This window comes from Rossellomorea sp. GCM10028870, assembly GCF_042666755.1.
Lineage (GTDB): Bacteria > Bacillota > Bacilli > Bacillales > Bacillaceae_B > Rossellomorea.
In genome coordinates this window covers 2,033,833-2,055,430 of sequence record NZ_JBHTGN010000001.1, presented here as the reverse complement: position 1 = coordinate 2,055,430, position 21,598 = coordinate 2,033,833, and the positions used below count along the sequence as shown (strand labels likewise).

At 41.6% G+C, this 21,598-nt stretch carries 22 protein-coding genes; 16 read left to right on the top strand and 6 right to left on the bottom strand.

Features of this window, described 5'->3' with window-relative positions; genetic code table 11:
• Nucleotides 1-20 precede the first annotated feature (20 nt).
• On the bottom strand, nucleotides 21-632 hold the full coding sequence (locus tag ACFQWC_RS10560; RefSeq protein ID WP_299739798.1) for a nitroreductase family protein: 612 nt from the start codon (nucleotides 630-632) through the stop codon (nucleotides 21-23).
• Between the two features lie 150 nt (nucleotides 633-782).
• Between ACFQWC_RS10560 and ACFQWC_RS10555 the strand changes: the two genes are divergently transcribed.
• Nucleotides 783-1,091 carry a winged helix-turn-helix transcriptional regulator gene (locus tag ACFQWC_RS10555; RefSeq protein ID WP_299739800.1) on the top strand — a complete coding sequence of 103 codons (309 nt, stop codon included), beginning with the start codon at nucleotides 783-785 and terminating at the stop codon, nucleotides 1,089-1,091.
• A 27-nt stretch (nucleotides 1,092-1,118) separates the two neighbouring features.
• Here ACFQWC_RS10555 and ACFQWC_RS10550 read toward each other — a convergent pair whose 3' ends face one another.
• Complete coding sequence (locus ACFQWC_RS10550) at nucleotides 1,119-1,259, bottom strand: hypothetical protein (RefSeq protein WP_299739802.1); 141 nt, start codon at nucleotides 1,257-1,259, stop codon at nucleotides 1,119-1,121.
• A gap of 163 nt (nucleotides 1,260-1,422) precedes the next feature.
• Between ACFQWC_RS10550 and ACFQWC_RS10545 the strand changes: the two genes are divergently transcribed.
• The 8 genes from ACFQWC_RS10545 (at nucleotide 1,423) to wrbA (ending at nucleotide 10,465) form a co-directional block, all read left to right on the top strand.
• Nucleotides 1,423-2,382 carry a LacI family DNA-binding transcriptional regulator gene (locus tag ACFQWC_RS10545; protein WP_299739804.1) on the top strand — a complete coding sequence of 320 codons (960 nt, stop codon included), beginning with the start codon at nucleotides 1,423-1,425 and terminating at the stop codon, nucleotides 2,380-2,382.
• Between the two features lie 205 nt (nucleotides 2,383-2,587).
• Nucleotides 2,588-3,049: a large conductance mechanosensitive channel protein MscL gene (mscL, locus tag ACFQWC_RS10540; RefSeq protein WP_299739806.1), complete on the top strand. Its 462-nt coding sequence runs from the start codon at nucleotides 2,588-2,590 to the stop codon at nucleotides 3,047-3,049.
• 91 nt (nucleotides 3,050-3,140) lie between these two features.
• Nucleotides 3,141-4,073 (top strand): ATP-grasp domain-containing protein, encoded by a 933-nt coding sequence (locus ACFQWC_RS10535; RefSeq protein WP_341357723.1) that lies wholly within the window; start codon nucleotides 3,141-3,143, stop codon nucleotides 4,071-4,073.
• 140 nt (nucleotides 4,074-4,213) lie between these two features.
• Complete coding sequence (locus ACFQWC_RS10530) at nucleotides 4,214-5,482, top strand: ATP-binding protein (protein WP_377107278.1); 1,269 nt, start codon at nucleotides 4,214-4,216, stop codon at nucleotides 5,480-5,482.
• A 245-nt stretch (nucleotides 5,483-5,727) separates the two neighbouring features.
• Nucleotides 5,728-7,995, top strand: a complete 2,268-nt coding sequence (gene helD / locus ACFQWC_RS10525) for an RNA polymerase recycling motor HelD (RefSeq protein WP_377107142.1) — start codon at nucleotides 5,728-5,730, stop codon at nucleotides 7,993-7,995.
• A 125-nt stretch (nucleotides 7,996-8,120) separates the two neighbouring features.
• Nucleotides 8,121-8,951 (top strand): aldo/keto reductase, encoded by an 831-nt coding sequence (locus ACFQWC_RS10520; protein WP_299739814.1) that lies wholly within the window; start codon nucleotides 8,121-8,123, stop codon nucleotides 8,949-8,951.
• Nucleotides 8,952-9,233: 282 nt separating this feature from the next.
• Complete coding sequence (locus ACFQWC_RS10515) at nucleotides 9,234-9,641, top strand: DoxX family protein (RefSeq protein WP_299739816.1); 408 nt, start codon at nucleotides 9,234-9,236, stop codon at nucleotides 9,639-9,641.
• 209 nt (nucleotides 9,642-9,850) lie between these two features.
• Nucleotides 9,851-10,465 carry an NAD(P)H:quinone oxidoreductase gene (gene wrbA, locus ACFQWC_RS10510; protein WP_299739818.1) on the top strand — a complete coding sequence of 205 codons (615 nt, stop codon included), beginning with the start codon at nucleotides 9,851-9,853 and terminating at the stop codon, nucleotides 10,463-10,465.
• 61 nt (nucleotides 10,466-10,526) lie between these two features.
• Here wrbA and ACFQWC_RS10505 read toward each other — a convergent pair whose 3' ends face one another.
• Nucleotides 10,527-11,411 carry an RluA family pseudouridine synthase gene (locus ACFQWC_RS10505; protein WP_377107139.1) on the bottom strand — a complete coding sequence of 295 codons (885 nt, stop codon included), beginning with the start codon at nucleotides 11,409-11,411 and terminating at the stop codon, nucleotides 10,527-10,529.
• Nucleotides 11,412-11,588: 177 nt separating this feature from the next.
• On the opposite strand from ACFQWC_RS10505, the gene ACFQWC_RS10500 reads away from it, so the two are divergent.
• On the top strand, nucleotides 11,589-11,984 hold the full coding sequence (locus ACFQWC_RS10500) for a YhcU family protein (protein ID WP_377107137.1): 396 nt from the start codon (nucleotides 11,589-11,591) through the stop codon (nucleotides 11,982-11,984).
• Between the two features lie 187 nt (nucleotides 11,985-12,171).
• Here the strand turns inward: ACFQWC_RS10500 and ACFQWC_RS10495 are convergent, their stop codons facing one another.
• Nucleotides 12,172-12,645: a thioredoxin family protein gene (locus tag ACFQWC_RS10495; protein WP_299739823.1), complete on the bottom strand. Its 474-nt coding sequence runs from the start codon at nucleotides 12,643-12,645 to the stop codon at nucleotides 12,172-12,174.
• Nucleotide 12,646: 1 nt separating this feature from the next.
• Nucleotides 12,647-13,072: a disulfide oxidoreductase gene (locus ACFQWC_RS10490; protein ID WP_299739825.1), complete on the bottom strand. Its 426-nt coding sequence runs from the start codon at nucleotides 13,070-13,072 to the stop codon at nucleotides 12,647-12,649.
• Nucleotides 13,073-13,237: 165 nt separating this feature from the next.
• Between ACFQWC_RS10490 and ACFQWC_RS10485 the strand changes: the two genes are divergently transcribed.
• The 6 genes from ACFQWC_RS10485 to ACFQWC_RS10460 all read left to right on the top strand — a co-directional run bounded on the left by ACFQWC_RS10485 (nucleotide 13,238) and on the right by ACFQWC_RS10460 (nucleotide 21,154).
• Entirely contained in the window at nucleotides 13,238-14,911 is a 1,674-nt protein-coding gene (locus ACFQWC_RS10485; protein WP_299739827.1) for a glycoside hydrolase family 13 protein, read from the top strand.
• A 235-nt stretch (nucleotides 14,912-15,146) separates the two neighbouring features.
• Complete coding sequence (locus ACFQWC_RS10480; protein WP_299739829.1) at nucleotides 15,147-16,688, top strand: bifunctional GNAT family N-acetyltransferase/carbon-nitrogen hydrolase family protein; 1,542 nt, start codon at nucleotides 15,147-15,149, stop codon at nucleotides 16,686-16,688.
• A gap of 191 nt (nucleotides 16,689-16,879) precedes the next feature.
• Nucleotides 16,880-18,631, top strand: a complete 1,752-nt coding sequence (locus ACFQWC_RS10475) for a phospho-sugar mutase (RefSeq protein WP_341357726.1) — start codon at nucleotides 16,880-16,882, stop codon at nucleotides 18,629-18,631.
• Between the two features lie 193 nt (nucleotides 18,632-18,824).
• Nucleotides 18,825-19,940 (top strand): GAF domain-containing sensor histidine kinase, encoded by a 1,116-nt coding sequence (locus ACFQWC_RS10470; RefSeq protein ID WP_377107134.1) that lies wholly within the window; start codon nucleotides 18,825-18,827, stop codon nucleotides 19,938-19,940.
• Nucleotides 19,941-19,957: 17 nt separating this feature from the next.
• Nucleotides 19,958-20,593, top strand: a complete 636-nt coding sequence (locus ACFQWC_RS10465) for a response regulator (RefSeq protein WP_299739834.1) — start codon at nucleotides 19,958-19,960, stop codon at nucleotides 20,591-20,593.
• 21 nt (nucleotides 20,594-20,614) lie between these two features.
• Nucleotides 20,615-21,154 carry an NADPH-dependent FMN reductase gene (locus tag ACFQWC_RS10460; RefSeq protein ID WP_377107131.1) on the top strand — a complete coding sequence of 180 codons (540 nt, stop codon included), beginning with the start codon at nucleotides 20,615-20,617 and terminating at the stop codon, nucleotides 21,152-21,154.
• Nucleotides 21,155-21,274: 120 nt separating this feature from the next.
• Here ACFQWC_RS10460 and ACFQWC_RS10455 read toward each other — a convergent pair whose 3' ends face one another.
• Nucleotides 21,275-21,529, bottom strand: coding sequence for a YhdB family protein (locus ACFQWC_RS10455; protein ID WP_299739838.1), 255 nt, complete (start codon nucleotides 21,527-21,529; stop codon nucleotides 21,275-21,277).
• Nucleotides 21,530-21,598: the final 69 nt, after the last annotated feature.

The following is a 21,598-nucleotide window of genomic DNA, read 5'->3' as shown; positions in this document are numbered from 1 at the left end:
GATGCGGCTTTTTCATAGGCTTATTCTGCCCAATCAATTAAGTTGCGGATATCTAAACGACCTGATTTTCGTGCTTCTTGAAGCGGTTTTCCGATTGTAATCAGCATAATCGGAATATAGCGCTCCGACACATTGAATTCGCTTGCGAGAGCTGCCGGATTGAAGCCGCCGATCGGGCAAGTATCCCAGCCCTTCGCCTTCGCAGCAAGCATGAATTGCATAGCAGCCAGGGAAGCATTGCTGAAAGCTGCGTCTCTTGGGTATTCGTCACGGCTGTAGGCTCCGTCGATTTGTTTCTTAAGTACCTCTTTGATTTCAGCCGTCATTTCCCCCTTTTCAATGGCAGGGTCAAAGACAGGATCGACGTTCTTGTTGGCTTCCAAGTCACCAAGTATAGCCACAACTGCAGAAGCATCATGTACTTGCTGCTGGTGATAGGCTATCGGGAGTAAGCGTTCTTGAACTTCTTTGTTATCGAATACCAGGAATTTCCACTGTTGAAGATTCCAGGCAGATGGAGCCTTCCCTGCTGTTTCGAGCAGGCTGACTAATTCCTCGCGAGGGATCTCCACTTGAGGGTCGTACACTTTCGTTGAGCGCCGTTCTTCGACTACTTGAAAGAAATTATCCATGATAAAGCCTCCTTGATGTTTAAAAAAGTGTTATAATATGGTATATATTTGTATGTTACTTACTTTTTGTAAGTGTATAAGCAATATGAACAATATACCCGACGTTTTAGTATGCGTCAAGGGATAAATATTTAGGATGTGTTGAGAGCGATGGAAACAAAACTTTGTCCGAAATATGCAGCTGCTTTTGAATTATTAGGTAAGCGCTGGATCGGGATGATTATAAAGGTATTATTTGAAGGCACATGCCGTTTTAAAGATTTAAATGAAGAAATACCAAATATCAGTCAAAAGGTGTTGACGGACAGATTGAAGGAATTGGAGGAACATGGCATAGTGTTTCGGGAAGTTCTCGACGAAAAGCCGGTCAAGGTACTCTATAGCCTGACGAAAAAAGGTAGAGAACTAGAGCAGGTGATGGATGCCGTCCAGAATTGGGCAGTGAAATGGGTAAAATAAAAAGCCTGCGTCATTGCAGGCAGGCGGTTAGTTGAGTTTATTATTGAATATATGCTCAAATGGATCTTCTTGATCGTGAGGAGTGTAGAAATGGATGGGCTTTAATGCGGCGTAGCTTCCTCCGATGATGATGATACAAAGAACGGGTAAGAATAAAATACCGAGCATAGTATAGCCTCCTTATCGGTTTTAGGGGTTCGGTATGCCACTTAAGACCCCTTGCATGATTAACTCTAAAGTGTGAAACGCGTTTCAGAGCAAGCGTTTTATTTGATTATTTGTGTAAAAGGGATAGGTGGACCATTCAGAATATTTCATGAGGGGTATGGGTATGACAAATATTCGCAGTATCGCCAAATTGGCGGGAGTCTCAGTTTCAACGGTTTCAAGGGTATTAAATGAACATCCATATGTGAAAGAAGAAAAACGTAAGAAGGTTCTAGAGGCCGTCGAGCAATTAAATTATATAAAAAACGCGAATGCTGTCCATTTATCAAAAGGCAAGACCTATAGCATAGGAGTTGTTTTGCCCTACTTGAATCTTCCTTACTTCGGAGAGATTCTTCAAGGCATAGCAGGGGAAGCGTTAAAACATGGATACCATATTCAGCTTTTCCAAACGAATTATGACAGGGGAGCAGAACTTGATGCATTTCATCGACTGCAAATGAAGGAAGTGGATGGATTGATCCTGACGTCGCGCTCCAATTCACTGGATGTTCTTGCCCCATTCGTCGGTCCCAATGTGGTTTTTTGTGAAAATGTGTATGATCCCTCGTATAAAAAGGTGTTCATCGATCACTACCAGGGAATAAGGAATGGACTCGAATACCTCTATTCAAAAAGTCATTCACGGATCGGACTGTGTTTGCATCGGACGTTCGGGACGAATAGTGAGGAAAGGATCCGGGGGTTCTACGATAGCTCAGAAGCTGCCGGCCATCCTGTGCGTGATGAGTGGATCTTCAATGACTGCTATCATCTGCAAGATGGGAGAGATGTGGTGAAAGCATGGGAACACCTGAGAGAAAAGCCCTCAGCCCTTATCGTAACAAGTGATCAGGTTTCAGCCGGAATGGTGACAGAGGCAGCTAAAAGAGGAATCAGGATACCCGATGATTTGGCTATACTAAGCTTTGATAATCATCCCATTGCCGATGCACTGGACATTACGTCATTTGAAGTCCCGATACGAAAAGTAGGAGAAGAATCGTTTAAGCTATTTCTCGAAAAGGCGGATCCTCAACCGGTGATACTGGAAACGAAATTATTTGATAGAGGGACCGTATAAGTTCCTCAAGGGATAAGAGGAGGAGAAAAGAATGCTAGGGAATAAAGATGAAAAAATGTTGATCATCTTAATGGTCGTTGTTGCTTTTATTGTGTTGCTTGCTATTGTAGGGAAATATCTTCTTTAGGCTTTTTTGACCTTGTCTTCATATCTCATTTGTTTCTGCCATATGTTAAGAGTAAGTGAAGCGGTAGGTGAATGTATCATGTGGTCTGAATTCAAGCAATTCATTTCAAGGGGGAATGTAGTTGACTTAGCGATTGCTGTCATCATTGGTTCAGCGTTTGGCAAGATTGTGGAGTCTCTCGTTCAGGACATGATGATGCCGGCAATCGGAATTTTATTTGGTGGCATTAACTTAGAAGGCCTGCACCTTCGAATTGGAGCAGAGGTGATTGAATTGGGAAAGTTCCTACAAGCCCTTGTAGACTTTCTTCTCGTGGCCATGAGCATTTTTCTGATGATAAAGGTGGTCAACCGCTTGAAAGGCGGGGAGCAGCCATACAAGGTGAAGCAAACGACCAACCTTGAAGTCTTACAGGAAATCAGGGATATATTGAAGGATGATCAAAGACCTTCCATTAGACATGACATTCAGAGACCGAGCGATCAGCTCACCAAAAGTGGTATGAAAATTCAAATGAGAACCGAGAGAAAAACAAGGTGATGATCGTTGACCTAAATCCTACTTTTATAGTAGGATTACTTTGTGTTGTGAGACTATTTTAAAATTCCTACAAACAAATGGGGTAATGATCGTGAAGAAAATTCATATTATTCATGAAAACAGTGAATGGACCAATCATTTAACGACTCGTCTCAACGAGCTTCAATTGCCTTATGAGGAATGGTTCCTGGACCAAGGACTCGTCGATTTATCATCAGAGCCGCCAGAAGGTGTTTTCTATAATCGAATCAGTGCATCTTCCCATACACGAGACCATCGTTTTGCGCCTGAGTTAACGGAAAGCGTTCTTTCTTGGTTAGAGAGGTACGATAGAAAGGTACTGAACGGAAGCCGTGCCCTTCGGTTGGAAGTGAGTAAGGTGAATCAGTATATGGCCTTGAACGCTGCAGGCATCAAGACACCGAAAACCATTGCAGCTGTTGGAAATGAGCAAATAATTGAAGCGGCTGAAAAGCTTAATAAACCTTCCTTTATCACCAAGCATAATCGTGCAGGAAAAGGATTGGGAGTTCAGTTGTTTCATTCAGTTGATGCTTTGAAAAACTATGTATGCAGTGATACGTTTGAAGAACCGTTAGACGGAACGACGCTTATCCAGGAATACATTGAAGCACCAGACGCTTCGATTACACGGTGTGAGTTCATTGGCGGCAAATTCATTTATGCTGTGAAGGTGGATACGTCAAAAGGATTTGAACTATGTCCGGCTGATGTCTGTCAGGTCGATGATCTATTCTGTCCAGTGGGGGAGCAAGAGGAGAAGCCTAAATTCCAAATAAGGGAAAACTTTTCCTGTGGTATCATCTCGTCTTACGAAGCATTTTTAAAAGAGAACCGGATTGATGTAGCCGGGATTGAATTCATTCAAGACAATGAAGGCACCATCTACACATATGATGTGAACACCAATACAAATTACAACAAGGATGCCGAGGCGAAGTACGGACAATACGGGATGCTTGAGTTAGCAAACTATCTTGGTGAACAATTGAAAACTGTGTAAGTTGATGACTCTCCTGTACAATTACGGGAGAGTTGTCTTATGTAAATGTAGAATTACATATATAATTGTAACGATTTTTGTAGTAGTGTGGTAGAATTTCTATAAAGTAGACAATATCTTTGAAAGGTCAAAGGGTAAGTATGATTATCTTTAATCAGGATGTTATTAATAATTTCTTTTATATCATTTTGAGTATTTTTTTAATTTTTTTCCTTCTTGAAAGAAAAATGATACAGGGCTGGTATACAAGGTTAGCAACCCTTGTTTCTTTGAGTACGGCCATTATCCTGTGCATGCTTTCCCCTATTTATCAAAATCCATACTGTGTACATGATTTACGGATGATTCCTTTTGTACTCGGAATTATGTATGGAGGGCCCTATACGGGGTTTGCACTTTTAGTTGTCTTAATGGTTTCCAGGACAATGATATATGGTTGGAGTATAGTAGCATTTGTTATTTATGTGGTGATCTACCTCTTGACAGTTATCGGGATGAAGTGGTTCGATTTCGACCGGTTAACGAGCCGTAAGAAGATCATATTCTCAGTGATTCTCTTTACCACTCATTCCATAGTAGCAGCTCTTATTGCAAATGCGATGACCGTGTTTGTGATTGATGAAAGCTATCTCATTAATTTCATCTTACTCCCTTCATTGGGAATGCTTATCCTGACTTACATTTGTGAAACATTACTAAAACAGATCCAAATCAAACAAGCACTCGTGAAAATAGAAAAAATGGAAGTACTGTCTCAGCTGGCAGCCAGCATCTCACACGAAGTAAAGAATCCTTTAACCGTTATTAAAGGGTTTCTGAGACTGCTCAATCAAGAAAATCTTCCAGTTGGAAAAAAAGAGCAGTACTTAGAAATCGCATCATCAGAACTGAAACGGGCAGAAGATATCATCAACGACTATCTTACATTCGCCAAGCCGGACCCTGATCATGTGGAGAACATCTCAATTTCTGAACAACTCAATAAGCTCATTGATATGGTGGAACCATTGAGCAACCAGCAATCGGTGGTTGTACATAATCACATCATCGACGCCACCATCGTCGGCAATACACGGAGCTTTCAGCAAGCATTTCTCAACATCATTAAAAATGCGATTGAATCCATGCCAAAAGGAGGTACTCTCACGATACTTTCGAAGGTTCAAAAGGGGAACGTCAGCATAACCATTACTGACAATGGAGTCGGTATGACCTCTGAACAACAATCCAGACTGGGTGAACCTTATTTTTCTACGAAGGAAAAAGGAACCGGACTGGGGCTAATGGTTTCTTATCGCATCATTGAAGCGATGAGAGGCGTCATTACAGTTGAAAGTCGAGTAGGCAAGGGGACGAGTTTTCAGATTGTGTTTCCTGTGGATCTTATAAAAGACCCTTCATCTTTATAGGTGGAGGGTTATTTTTTTGTTGAAGCCATATGCTTGTCGCCTCTGAGCAAAGCCCTTCCGCTTTTCTATTGAACTTTCCCTAATTATCTGATAATATATATTCCTGCTCCCAAACGCCTACATAATTTATCCAGATTTCGATAAGTCTTTTTTAAACGTTTCATCCAATGAGAGTCGTTACCTCAGTACTAGTGATGAGACGTTTTTTTCTCCATTGCGGCTAAAACATTTGGAAGGAGAAATGTATGACGAAGGAATCAACTATTCATCCCGATTTTTCAACTGAATCAGAACGCCTGGAGTTTACGAAGCGCTACATTGATGTAGTCATCAGCACATCCCAGACGAGTAAGGAAAAGTATAAGGAAAACATGGAAAAAGCTTTTGGAGATATTGATTGGGGCGAATCGAGTGCTGCGTACATCGATATCCTGACGAACTCAAGCTTTTTTGAGATGTCCAAAGAAGAACAGGAGTCCCTAACGAAAGCGAAAACGAAACCGTATTTTGCCAGGATTGATTTTCAACACGAGGGATCGGACAAGGTGGAGAAGCACTATATTGGCAAGACCTCCTTGTATCAGCGTGAAAATCAAGAGCAAATCATTGTGGACTGGCGTTCTCCCATAGCAAATCTATACTACGAAGGAAGGATTGGTGACGTTTCGTATGTTGCGGAAGACGAGACATATGAAGGAGATCTTTCATTAAAGCGTCAGTACATGATCGAGGATGGTTTGTTAGAAGAAATCAGGGATATTGACTTAACGACCACAGATGAACTGCTTCAGGATTCATTAGCCAAAAGCTCCAGCAATCGTTTAACTGAGATCATTTCCACCATTCAAGAAGAACAAAATAGGATCATCCGGGCCGATTTAAACAAGCCCATCATTGTACAAGGGGCCGCAGGAAGTGGAAAGACAACCATCGCCCTTCATCGGATTTCATACTTTATTTACAACTACAAACAGCATTTTGACCCGAAACAACTGATGATCCTTGCACCAAGTAATTTGTTTATCGACTATATTTCAGAGGCATTGCCGGAACTTGGAGTAGAACGTGTTAGACAAACGACGTTCACAGATTATGTCATGACCTGCTTAGAGAAAAAGCTGAATTTAGTAGAAGATAACAAGCTCACCCAGTTGATAGAAACCCATGATGAAGACGTAGCGACTGCCTCGTGGATATCTGGGTTCAAAGGCTCCAAAGCATTCAGGAGAATACTTGATTATTATATAGAAGAAATTGAACAACGCTTTTATACGTCTAAAGACTTCTATGTGGATAAATACAAGCTCTACACCGCCAAAAAGTTCACTCATCTTTTTAAAGATGAATATACGTATATGCCAATCTATCACCGGATGGAAAAGCTCAAGTCTCTCTTACAGAGTTATGTTCGGACGAACAAGAAGCAGATGGTGGAGAAGGTAGAGAAGTTTTTCGATGAACGGATCGAAACAGCGCTTTTTCAACGGACACAGGCAGCAAACCGGAAGGACTATGTGTCCAAAGCATTGGACAAGAAAAGTGAGCGGGTTGAAGAAATTAAGAAGGCGATCCGAACAAGCGTTACGGCCTACATGAAGCAGTTTGAAAAGAAAAACCTGGATCAATACTTCATAGAATTGTTCTCAGATCCGAAACGGCTGGCTTCTTACTCGAAAGGTGAGCTAAGTATGCAGCAGGCAGAACAGCTTAGTCATTATACGTTGAAATACGCGAAGAAAAAACAGTATGAGGTAGAAGACTTAGCCATCCTTCTTTACTTGCAAACTCACTTGTTTGGAATCGATAAATTTTATAAAGCAAAAAATATCGTGATTGATGAAGCACAGGATTATAGTTACATGCAGCTTTATTCGTTGAAGAGGGCACTTGAAACCGACATGTTTACACTGGTAGGGGATCTTGCCCAGGGGATTCATTCCTATCGTGGACTTCAGTCATGGGAACCGGTGTATAGAGATGTGTTTCCGAGGGCTACGTATACCGAGCTCCAAAAAAGCTATCGAACCACAATTGAAATCATGGAGGAAGCAAATAAATTGCTGAATCTCTTACCCTATGATTTTCCTAAAGTGAATCCAGTGGTGAGACATGGGGATGCTCCCGGCTTCGATGAGTATGTGGGATTGGAAGAATTGGCTGCCATAATCGAGGAGAAGGTGAATGCTGGACGAGAAGAAGGATTCCATACATTCGCTGTGATCGGAAAAAGCATGAAAGATTGTGTGAAAATCAGTGAAGTCCTTCAAGAGCGGCAGCCAGGGAAAGTGAAGTTGTTGGAAGAACAGGAATCTATCCCGAAAGATCAAATCGTCGTCGTTCCATCTTATCTGTCAAAAGGGCTTGAATTCGATGTGGTCATCATTGCAGCGGTGGATGAAGCTTTCAATCCGGAAAACGAACTCGACATCAAGCTCCAATACGTGGCCATGACACGCCCCCTTCATAAGCTCGCCTTTATCGGGAAGAGAAGGGAGCAATTTATCGGCCGATGATCAAAATAGGTCCGTCCCTCACGGTGAGGGACGGACCTTAATTTAGTAAAAAACGAATTTCACAATCATAATATTAGCAAAAAGCTGAGTGGATTTGTAAAATAATAAATCAGGAGGGATGCAATATGTTAAAAAACTTAAAGAGTACGAAGACATTACATAACGGAATCGAAATTCCTTATGTCGGTTTAGGAGTTTACCAAATGAAAGATCCGTCTGAAACGGTACAAGCTGTTCGAACAGCGATTGAGTCAGGGTACCGTTCCATCGATACAGCGGCGATCTACGACAACGAAGAAAGTGTAGGTCAAGGTGTGAAAGACGGTGGAGTAGCGAGAGAAGAACTCTTCATTACCTCGAAAGTATGGAATAGTGATCAGGGCTACGATACAACATTAAAAGCATTTGAAACCAGTTTGAGAAAGCTTGATATGGACTATCTGGATCTTTATTTAATTCACTGGCCGGTAGAAGGAAAGTACAACGATACATGGAAGGCTCTTGAAAGGTTGTCTAGCGAAGGCTTAGTGAAATCCATCGGTGTAAGTAACTTCCATCAGCATCACCTTGAAGATTTAATGCAGAACAGCAATGAAAAGCCTGTATTAAATCAAATCGAATTACACCCTCGTCTGAATCAGGAAAAAATAAGAGAATTCTGTGCATCACAAAATATTGCAGTGGAAGCATGGTCACCAATCGCTCAAGGGCGTGTACTGGATGAACCAACACTGAATCACATTGCTGAAAAGCATGAAAAATCGGCTGCCCAAGTGATTCTGCGCTGGCATCTTCAGAATGATGTTATCATCATTCCTAAATCTGTTCATGAAAGCCGCATCAAAGAAAACGCAGATCTATTCAACTTCGAACTATCACTGGAAGAAATGAACCAAATCAATCAACTGAATCTCGACGAACGTTTTGGACCCGATCCAGACAACTTCGATTTCTGATTGATATATATGTAAGAGGTCCGTCCCTCCAGATGAGGGACGGACCTCTTTTTTTTACCCTCCTTCCTCCGGTTCCCATTTTAATAAAATTTGTAAAATAGTATTGACAGAGTTGTGAGGAGTAGTATACAATTATCTCGAAATCAAAATAATCATATTCGAGATAACAAGTACTCTTTTTTTACACGTATATCTCAAATTCAAGATAAATGATTTGAGAATAATTGAATTTGAAATGTTTGAAGATAAATCTCGAAGGGAAAACAAAGAGGAGGAAGTAAGATGACAGCATTAGCTGCGTTCGGTTTATTGGTTATTCGTTTAGTAGTGGGGTTAACATTCGCTGCTCACGGAGCACAGAAATTATTTGGTTGGTTTGGAGGACACGGGCTACAAGGAACAGGTGGTTTCTTTGAGTCCATTGGAATCAAGCCTGGAAAAACGATGGCATTACTTGCAGGACTTTCTGAAGTTGCAGGGGGAATACTATTCGCAGCAGGTTTCCTGACACCACTGGCCGCTTTGCTTATCATTGGAACGATGATTGTAGCGATCGTAAAAGTTCACGGACCAAATGGTTATTGGGTAACACAAAATGGTACAGAATATAATGTGATGCTCATTGTTGTTGCTCTTGGAGTAGCATTGGTAGGGGCAGGATCATTCTCTATAGACGCACTTTTATTTTAAATAAGTTCATTTTTCAATAGGAATTCAAATGTTCACATATATGATGTGGAAATTCAACACAGAAACTCGGCATGCAATCCAACATCACTACTTCCAATTAGGTAGCAAATGAATATTGCAGGTGCACGTTGATTGATTTACCTGCAGTCTGATTCTGTGTTTCACTTATTTATTATAAATCAACCATATTTAAAGGAGAGATTTCGACTATGTCTAACGTAAAATTAGCAATCATGTATTACAGTTCAACAGGAACCAATTATCAAATGGCGAAATGGGCAGAAGAGGCTGCGAAAGAAGCTGGAGCTGAAGTGAAGGTACTCCGTTTTGAAGAAACAGCACCTGAAGCAGCAATTGCTTCAAACCCTGCTTGGGAGAAGCATTATAATGAAACAAAAGATAGTGTACCTGTTGCGACACTTGACGATCTTGAATGGGCAGACGCATACCTTTTCAATGTCCCAACACGATTCGGTAACGTTCCTTCTCAAGTCAAAGCTTTTCTGGATACCACTGGAGGTCTTTGGTTCAATGGGAAGCTGGCAAACAAAGTAGTCAGCGCCACGTCATCTGCAAGCAACTCACACGGTGGACAGGAGCAGACGGTTCTAGCTCTATACACAACGATGATGCACTGGGGTGCAATCATCGCAGCTCCTGGATACACAGATCAATCAAGCTTTACTACAGGAGGAAACCCGTACGGAACGAGTGTAACAGTCGATCAAGAGGGCAATATGGTTGAATCCGTAGAGCCTGCAGTGAAACACCAAACTCGCCGTACGATCCAAATCGCTGAAGCGGTTAAAAACGGATTGAAGTAATCAACATATGAAAAAAACGAGACACTCGCGATTGAGAGTGTCTCGTTTTTTTATTGTGTTCTCACAGCCCAACATCATCCACACACTCAGCCTCACATTCGATCCACTCGTCCGTCAGCGGATGGAGAAATGAAATTCGTGCTGCATGCAGGGCCTGCCTTTTGAAAATCGGTTTTCCTCCATATAATGTGTCGCCAACCAGAGGATGACCGATGTGACTCATATGGACGCGAATCTGATGGGTACGTCCCGTATCAAGCTGGACCTCCACTAATGTATAAGTATTTTTATATTCCAGCACCTTGTAGTGGGTGACTGCATCCTTACCTGAAGGTGAAACTCTTCTTCTTGTATTGTGGTGGCGGTCCCTCCCTATCGGTTCAGAGATGGTGCCATTTTTCTGCTTCAATCGACCATGAACGAGAGCGTGGTATGTACGCTTGATCTGCCTCTCAGTGAGGAGGCGGTCAAGAATCGCTTTACTTAACGGATGTTTGGCAAAAATAATTGCACCCGACGTGTCATGGTCCAAACGATGAATGTGCATGACGCGGCAGCTTTCTCCCCGGGCTTGATAGTGAAAGGCCACCAGATTTGCAAGGGAATCCGTCTCATCAGGATGGTTTGGGTGAGTATCGATCCCGGCAGGTTTGTTGACGACAATCAGGTGGTCATCTTCAAATAACACATCGATTTCTCCGTATGTCGGAGGGACATCGTATTCAACTCCTTTAAATAAATGAAGCTGTAGCACATCTCCCGGGGATAGGGGCTGGGTCCAGGAAATCGATGCCCCGTTCACTTTAATATCACCCTTCATCCTCATGGAATGAATTAGTTTCTTAGGTGCTTGCCAGTGATTTCCAAGAATTGTTTCAATCGTTATATTTTTCCATTTATCTGGAATGAGTAGTTCAAATAGTTCTCCTTTTTTCTGTGTTTTCATCAAAAAACTCCTTCAAATGACAATAATCTTATACTTATGTGGGTATTTAAACCTAATTTAACTCCTGTTCAACCCATTTCATGGGTATAATTACCACGCTGTTGGTTCTACTTCTATGTTATCCTTAATATATCTATTACAGAGAGATTACAACCATTACAAAGGTGGGTTATGACGGTGAAAGTTTTACTAGCATCAACACATGAACAGGAAGACAAAATTCAAGAGCTTATACAGTACATGTATTGTACTATTTTCCCTGATTATTTCACAGATGATGAAATTGAACAATTTGATGATATGCAAGTATTACATACGACGACGAGAAACTTTGAATACTTTGGAACCCTTAAGGAAGCATTTCAGGTGATTTCAAGCTTACAAACATTGATTTCCATTGTGGAGAGCGGATCAAAAGAAGATGTGTATGAAGAAATGTTTTACCACAATGCTGAAATTCTTCAAGGCTTTGGTATGTTTTTCCCACTGTCGTATGATCAATTCAGTGAAGAATCGGATTGTAAGCATAATTTAAGTATTTATTCGAGAGCGGATAACCAGTTGCTTGTATAGAAAAATCACGCCGGGAAAAGTTTGATACTTTAGAAAATTCGCATAAAAATGTTTAGAAGATTCAAGTGAGGGGAAAATAGCTTGTAATAAGTTAATTTGAAGATACACTGTGTCTTCATCTTGAAATTCCTCCTCACTTGAAAGGGGCTGACTCGTAGAAAAGTCAGCCCCTCTTTTTTTTGCTTACTTATTCTTTCGTAACGTTCTCTTCAAAAAACTTCTCGAATTCTTCTTCAGGCTGTTCTCCTACGATTCTCGCTACTTCTTTACCATTTTTGAAATGTACCAGTGTCGGTGTAGCTTCGATTCGGTATTGATCCCATCCTTGTTCGAATTCAAGTAAATTGTACTGAACCATATCGACTCCCATGTCTTCTGCGAGAGGTGCCAGGGTAGGAGTGGTTCTCTTACAGTGAACACATGTTGAACTATAGAAATACACAGTCACGTCTTCGTTATTCTTTAATTTTTCTTCTAATTCCTCTGGTAAGATTACATTTTGATAGTTAGGGTCGTCCAGCAGTTCTACAGTGGCCGGGTTAAGATTCGCTTTTTTGAACTTATTTCCCTCTGCCTTTTGACTGTTTTGCATGCTTGTGATGAGCGCGATGCTAGCAAATAATGCGACAATCGCTACAAGAAATATGATGATTTTCTTCAATCTATTTGTCCTCCTTTAATGCTTTTAATACCATTACACTTGCGATGAAGATGATGATGAAACCGGTCAATGCCAAGAACGGGATGGTGATAAAGCCGAACAGGTTAATGTATTCGCCTGTACATGGGACACGTCCGCAGGCAGGTGCACTCTCTGATAGGAATGATACTTTTTGAATAGAGTAGTGATACAAGGAAACGAGGATACCGATTCCAGATAAACTCGTAGAATATAGTGCCGCTTGAAAATCTTTGCGAACATAAGCCACACCTAATAGAATGACCATTGGATACATTAAAATACGCTGATACCAGCATAATTCACATGGCTCATATTTCATGATTTCAGAGAAATATAAACTCCCCAGAGATGCCACAAGAGAGGAAGCCCATGCCAGGAATAACAGAGAATCTGCTTTTTTGTTCATATAGAATTCCTTTCTTCGTATATTCTATCAAATTATAGTATGTTATTATTATAAAAGTAAAATAAGAAATCTTTATGAGCAAATATGATATTTTTTTAACGATTTGTGCAAGCGTTTGCAGAAAGCGCTCTATTTTTAAATTGATTTTATAGGAGGAAAACACACATGACAAAACAATGGTGGAAAGAATCGGTCGTCTATCAAATTTATCCTCGCAGCTTCATGGATTCGAACGGGGATGGTGTCGGGGATATTAGAGGAATCATTTCAAAATTGGATTATTTGAAAGAATTGGGGATCGATGTGGTCTGGTTATCTCCTGTGTATGAATCTCCTAATGATGACAATGGGTACGATATAAGCGATTATAAAAAGATTATGGATGAGTTCGGAACGATGGCTGATTGGGAAGAAATGCTTGCGGAAATGCATAATCGTGGTATAAAGCTTGTGATGGACTTAGTGGTGAATCACTCTTCCGATGAGCACGGCTGGTTTGTGGAATCGAGGAAATCGAAGGACAATCCATATCGCGATTATTATATTTGGCGTGAAGGAAAAGACGGAATAGAGCCGAATAACTGGGAGTCTGTATTTAGCGGTTCTGCTTGGGAATATGATGAAACGACAGAGGAATATTTCCTGCATCTCTTCTCGAAAAAACAACCGGATCTAAACTGGGAGAATCCGAAGCTGCGCCAGGAAATCTATGACATGATGAAATTCTGGCTGGACAAAGGGATCGATGGTTTCCGTATGGATGTCATCAACTTCATTTCCAAAGAGCCAACATTGCCTGATGCGCCGAATCCTGAAGGCAAAACGTATGCTTCAGGTCATGATTACTTTATGAACGGTCCACGTATTCATGAGTTCCTACAGGAAATGAATCAAGAGGTCCTTTCACATTATGATGCGATGACGGTTGGTGAAATGCCGGGTGTGTCGCCGGATGAAGCCGTCCTTTACACAGGTAAGGATCGCAATGAAGTGAATATGGTATTTCAGTTTGAGCATATGGATGTGGACTCGGGCCCAGGAGGGAAATGGGATGTCATTCCTTTCGACCTTGTAAAATTGAAAACCATTTTAACAAAGTGGCAGACGGAACTTCACGGAAAGGGCTGGAACAGTTTGTACTGGAACAACCACGATCAGCCAAGGATTGTGTCACGACTTGGTGACGATGGAGAGTACCGCATAAAATCTGCGAAAATGCTGGCAACACTTCTTCATCTGATGCAGGGGACGCCTTACATTTATCAAGGGGAAGAAATCGGAATGACGAATGTCCGATTTTCTTCCATTGAAGAGTACAAAGATATTGAAACCCTGAACATGTATCGTGAAAAAGTAGCGGAAGGCATGAATCCGGAAGATATCATGAAGTCCATTTACGTAAAGGGAAGGGACAACGCCAGAACCCCTATGCAGTGGAACAGCGGTGACCAGGGAGGGTTCACTGAAGGAGAACCGTGGATTGCCCTTAACCCGAACTACAAAGAAATTAATGCAGAAAAGGCACTGAATGATTCCGAGTCCATTTTTTACTACTATCAAAAATTGATCGCTCTTCGCAAGGAGTATGAAATTATCCCATACGGATCATTCGAACTTCATTATGCAGATCATCCTTCCGTGTATGCTTATACAAGAACGTATGGATGTGAGAAAATCTTGGTTCTTTGCAATGTATCAGGAGAAAAGCAAGTCATCGATAACGTCGCTTCTTTTGATATCAATCAGGCTGAAGTCCTCATAACAAACGAAGAAAAGCAGGAGAAAGATGAGTTTACTTTAAACCCATGGGAAGCAACGGCATATTATTTTAGAGGATAAAATGAAAGGAAGCACCCATATCATCGGGTGCTTCTATTTTTAAGGGGATTTGTTTGTTGTTAAAGAACTTGAACAAATCAACCACCACTGCAGAACATTTACAGACAAATCAAATTTCTTCAATTCATACACCCCCCTTTGCTAAAATAAAAGGGATGGACTGTCATGAACTTCGTTTCAACAGTGCACTATAAGGGTATATAATTCAGGTATTTTATGAAGGAGTAGATCATAGATGGCAGAAAAACTAGACTTATCACAGTTTGAAAAGAAAATGATCATTCGTCCAATGGAACATAAGGACATTCGAGATATTATCAACATGCAGTCTGTTTGTTTCCCAGGGATGGATCCCTGGAAGGTAGAGCATCTGGAAAGTCATTTGGACGTTTTTCCGGAAGGTCAGCTTGTCGCCGAATTAGAAGGGGAAATTATTGCATCATGCTCGAGCCTGATCATTAACTTTGACGAGTATGACGACCGCCATACGTGGGATGATGTAACGGATAATGGTTACATAACGAATCACAATCCTGATGGCTATAACCTGTACGGAATCGAAGTCATGGTGCACCCTGAATATCGACGCATGAAGGTAGGACACCGTTTATATGAAGCAAGGAAGGATCTTGCACGACAATGGAATTTAAAGAGTATCATCATTGGGGGACGCATCCCTAACTACCATAAACACTCAGAGGAGATGTCTCCAAGGGAGTACGTGGATTCAGTCGGGCGTCATAAGATCTATGACCCTGTACTATCCTTCCAATTATTAAACGGCTTCACCCTGATGCGGATCAACCCGAACTATTTACCTGACGACAAACGATCACATAAATATGCCACTTTAATGGAGTGGAATAACGTCGATTACCGTCCGTCAAGCAAGCGGCATTTCAAAACAAGTTATCCTGTCAGAATCTGTGTTGTTCAATACATGATGCGTAAAATCAATTCCTTCGAGGAATTCGCGAATCAGGTTGAATATTTCACAGATGTAGCATCAGATGCGAAATCAGATTTCGTCGTGTTCCCTGAAATCTTCACTACACAGCTCATGTCATTCCTGAATATTCAATCACCGAGCCTCGCTGTAAGAAAGTTAACGGATTTTACAGAGGAATACATTGAATTATTCACGGATTTAGCCGTTCGTTACAACGTCAATATTATTGGAGGGTCTCACTTCGTTAAGGAAGAAGACGATGAAATTTATAATATCGCGTATCTCTTCCGCCGTGATGGAACGATTGAGAAGCAGTACAAGATTCATATCACACCAAATGAACGCAAGTGGTGGGGAATCAGCCCTGGAGATTCTGTAAGGGTCTTTGATACGGATTGCGGTAAGATTGCGATCCAAATCTGCTATGATATTGAATTCCCTGAGCTTGCCCGTATCGCAACAGACAAAGGGGCGAAAATCATTTTTACCCCATTCTGTACAGAAGATCGCCAAGGGTATCTTCGTGTCAGATACTGTGCACAAGCCCGTGCTGTTGAGAACCAAATCTATACAGTCATTTCCGGTACGGTCGGAAATCTTCCACAAACGGAAAATATGGACATTCAATATGCTCAATCAGGTATCTTTGCTCCGTCCGACTTTGAATTTGCACGTGACGGAATCGTCGGCGAAACCAATCCGAACATTGAAATGGTCATGATCGGAGACGTCGATCTCGAAGTCCTGCGACGCCAGCGTCAATCGGGAACGGTCCGTCAGCTGAAAGATCGACGACATGATGTATATGGAGTGAATTATAAGAAGTAATGCTGAAATATAAAGCCCCGCTGATTTATTCAGTGGGGCTTTATTTAAGAAAAAAAGACAAATTCTTTTAAGAAAAATTATGCTAAAATAAGGACTGAACGAATCTTGTCGACATGTGACGGATTGTTTTAGCAGGATTTCTACAATTTGTGATAGAATTTATTATTATACAGCATTAGGAGGGGATCGTTTTGAGTTGGAAAACATCATGGGAAAAATGGAGCGACTACTTGCATCTAGATGAAGAGATCAACGAGCTTTTAGGAGCAATGAAAGACGACGAAAAAACCTTAGAAGACGCATTCTACAAAAACCTTGAATTTGGTACTGGTGGAATGAGAGGAGAAATTGGTCCCGGAACCAACCGGATGAACATTTATACAGTTAGAAAGGCCTCTGAAGGATTAGCACGATACATAGAAGAACAAGGCGAAGAGGCTAAAAAGCGCGGAGTTGTAATCGCTTACGATTCCCGTTATAAATCACCTGAATTTGCCATGGAATCAGCTAAGACATTGGCTACACATGGTATTCAAACATATGTGTTCGACGAACTCAAGCCGACTCCGGAGCTTTCATTTGCCCTTAGACAATTAAAGGCGTTCTCTGGAATCGTGGTAACGGCAAGCCATAATCCACCTGAATATAATGGATACAAAGTATACGGTGAGGATGGAGCTCAGCTGCCTCCACACATAGCCGATGCCGTTATCGATAAAGTGAATGAAGTGGAAAATGAGCTGGAAATTGAAGTTAAACCTGAAGAAGAATTGAAATCATCCGGCCTGATTAAATTGATTGGCGAAGAGATCGATCAATCTTACCTGGAGCATCTGATTTCGATTTCTGAAAAACCGCAAATCGCCAAGGAAGTCGATTTGAAAATCGTGTTTTCTCCATTACATGGAACAGCTTTAAAGATGGCTGAAAAGGGTCTGAAAGCTTTAGGGTATGAGTCTGTTCACATCGTAAAGGAGCAGGCGATTCCGGATCCTGAGTTTACGACTGTGAAATCCCCGAACCCGGAAGATAAAGCGGCCTTTGAATATGCCATCCGTGACGGGAAGGAAATCGACGCAGATATCCTGATTGCGACAGATCCCGATGCAGATCGCTTAGGCGTAGCTGTAAAAGGAGAATCAGGCGAGTATATTCTTCTCACTGGAAACCAAACAGGTGCGATTCTACTTGATTATATTCTGGCACGTAAACAGGAAAAAAATATGATTCCTGAGAATGGGCGTGTATTTAAAACGATCGTTACATCTGAACTTGGCCGTAAAGTGGCTGAACATTACGGGGCTTCAGTGGAAGATGTACTAACAGGCTTTAAATTCATAGGTGAAAAAATAAAAAAATATGAAGAAACAGGCGAATACTCATTCTTATTCGGATACGAAGAAAGCTATGGGTACTTAATCGGCGACTTTGCCCGCGATAAAGATGCGATACAAGCCGTACTGATGGCAGCAGAAGCGGCTGCATACTATAAGAAGCAGGGGAAAACTCTCTATAATGTGCTGAATGATTTATTCGAGCAGCATGGCTTCTATCAAGAGGGGCTTAAGAGCTTAACTCTAAAAGGAAAAGAAGGCGCTGAACAAATTCAGGGAATTCTGAAGGATTTCAGAAACGAGCCACTGAAAGAAGTAGCTGGCTTGAAGGTCGTATCATCGGAAGACTATAAAGTAAGTAAAAAGGTTGACCTGCAATCCGGTGAAGAATCAACCATTCAATTACCGTCATCCAATGTTCTGAAATATCATCTTGAAGACGGATCATGGATTTGCCTGCGTCCATCAGGAACAGAGCCGAAGATCAAATTCTATTTCAGTGTAATTGGTAAGACACAAAGCGATAGCGATAATAAATTACATGCTCTGCAAAAAGCCATCATGGCGAAAGTAGAAACGATGATCAGTTCATCTGTAGGTGAGGCGTAAAACAAACAGCAGTATTGCATTGGATTGCGTAATAAAAAAACAAGAGATGTGCTGGTACATCTCTTGTTTTTTTGGATTGAAAAAGAACATACGTTTTCAGTCAAAGGTCGTAGAGTGTTTCATTCTTTTTGAGAATACCGGTTTTGTGTGAAATCTATATAATAGTAGTGAAGGATCGGGGAGGACGATGAAGATGAATCAAGAATCCCTTTCAAATATCGAGCTTTTGAAAGAGATAGCCGAATTGCTGAACAATGAAACAGAGCTTTCTTCTATGCTTTCAGGTGCATTGAAGAAGCTGATCAGAGGCACAAGCTTCACAACGGGATGGATTTTCTTTATTGAAAAGGAAGGCAGTCACGAGCTTGTCTCCCATGAGAATCTCCCGGAGTCACTATCTGACCGGAAATGTGAGCTGATGAAAAGGGGCGGCTGCTGGTGTGTCAATCGCTTTCGAAATGGAAAGCTTACGAAAGCCTCCAATATCATCGAATGTCAGCGCATTGAGCAGGCCATTGAAGAAAACAGAGGGGATACAGATGAAATCACGTACCATGCAACGGTCCCTCTGCAGTCCGGAAATGAATCCTTTGGGTTATTAAATGTTGCAGCTCCGAATAAAACCCACTTTTCAACCGCTGAACTTGCTCTTCTCGAATCGGTTGCCTTCCAAATCGGTTCCGCCATCAAGAGAATTACACTGACAAAGAAAGAGCAGGAAGTTGCTCTTATTGGTGAAAGGAACCGATTGGCAAGGGATCTTCATGACTCTGTGAATCAACTGTTGTTCTCACTTACGCTAACTGCAAGAGGCGGGGCGGAGATGACCGGGGAAGAGGAAGTGAATGGCACCTTCAAGACCATTCAGAATCTTGCCCAGGAAGCTCTATCGGAAATGAGGGCCCTCATCTGGCAATTAAGACCCCATGGTTTGGAAAATGGAATAGTCGAAGCCGTGAAAGGATACGCAGAAATGCTGGGCTTGACCCTTGAAACGAAAGTAGAGGGCGTCATTTCCCTTAGTTCCAGGATAGAAGAAGTCCTGTGGCGGGTAAGCCAGGAAGCCCTTAGTAATTGTAAAAAGCATTCTGGTGAGAAGTACATTTTTTATACATTAAAAAGTGAATCCCATTTCATTCATTTAATGATTGAAGATAGAGGCTACGGGTTTCAATATGACACCAAACATGCTCTGCCTTCTGTGGGGATACAGAGTATGAAGGAACGTGTGAAAAGCATTGGTGGAGAACTAACGATAAACAGTCAACTCGGAAAAGGAACGAGTATATCAGTTCAAATACCCTATTAGGATAGGAGGTGCCATGCATGATCAGAGTGTTAATAGTAGATGACCACCATGTCGTACGTAGAGGCCTCGTCTTCTTTCTGAAAACACAAAAGGACCTGGACATCGTGGGAGAAGCGAAGAATGGTGCAGAAGCCGTTCAATTAGCTGAAACATTGGAACCCGATATCATCTTGATGGATTTAATGATGCCGGTCATGGACGGAATTCAAGCAACAAAGGAAATTAAAAAGAATCATCCCGCTATTCAAATACTCATGCTCACCAGCTTTTCCGATCAGAATCACGTGATTCCGGCCATTGAAGCAGGAGCAGCCGGGTACCAATTAAAAGATATTGAACCCGATGAATTAGTGAATAGTATCCGGAAGCTTTTATCCGGGGAAAACTCTCTCCATCCTAAGGCAACCAACCATTTACTCACCCGTATTTCCAGAAAAGAACCACCCCACAAAATCCATGAGCTTACCAAACGGGAGAAGGATGTTTTGATTGAGCTTACGAAAGGGAAGAGTAACAAAGAGATTGCTTCCAGCCTTTTTATAACGGAAAAAACCGTCAAGACTCATATTTCAAACATTTTTTCCAAGCTGGAAGTAACGGATCGAACCCAAGCGGCATTGTATGCCGTTAAACATCAATTGACATCAAACTAAACAGGAAAGGATTTTTCTAATATGAGTATTGTAATTATTAATGGAAGTCCAAGAAAACGCGGGCGTACTGGAATTGCATCACGATTCATTGCCCGGACATATGACTGTGACCTTATCGACTTAAGTGAGGGATCACTCCCCTTGTACAATGGGGAGCAGGATCAATCAGAGCTTGAATCCGTTCGAGCACTTAAACAAAAAGTGACGGAAGCAGACGCCGTCATTTTAGCTTCCCCTGAATATCACAGCGGTATGAGCGGGACATTGAAAAATGCACTCGATTTTCTGAGCAGCGAGCAATTTGCCCACAAACCAGTGGCACTACTTGCATGTGCCGGTGGAGGAAAGGGGGGGATCAACTGCTTGAACAACCTTCGCATCGTCGGCCGTGGAGTGTACGCAAACGTCATTCCAAAGCAGCTCATCCTTGATCCACACTGTTTTGATTATGAAGGGGACGGACTCTTAGAAGAACCAGCTAAATTAGTCGATGACTTGTTGAGGGAACTGAAGGTGTATGTGAAAGCGGCTGAACTGGTGAAAAGTGAAATATCTTCTTAGTCGCGAAAATCGGCATTGTGCCGGTTTTTTTTTAGGTTCAATTTAAACAATTCAAAATAATAAAAGCTGATCCAATAGCGCATACTAATTGGATCAGCCGTAGGTGGAATTCTCTTGTAGCTACATCTCTGCAAAGGTTTCCTCAAGTGGTTGCTCTACACTATAGGTGAAGTTTGCATGTTCAATATATCGTAAAAGCGTATATAGGTTACGCTCTACAATCGTGTAATCATTTGAAAAATGGTACGCATGTAAGAAGTGTTCAATTCTTTTCGAAAGAAGGTCATCCTTCGTTCTCACCATGAGGATCAACAGGTTATCCCATTCTGATCGGTGAGTGTAATACAAGGCCCGATCGTAATCGACTTTGTTCACTTGGTTTCCCTCCTTTTGAAGGGGTAATCATATTGTATGGAGAAAACCGCATTTATTTCTCTGTAAAAG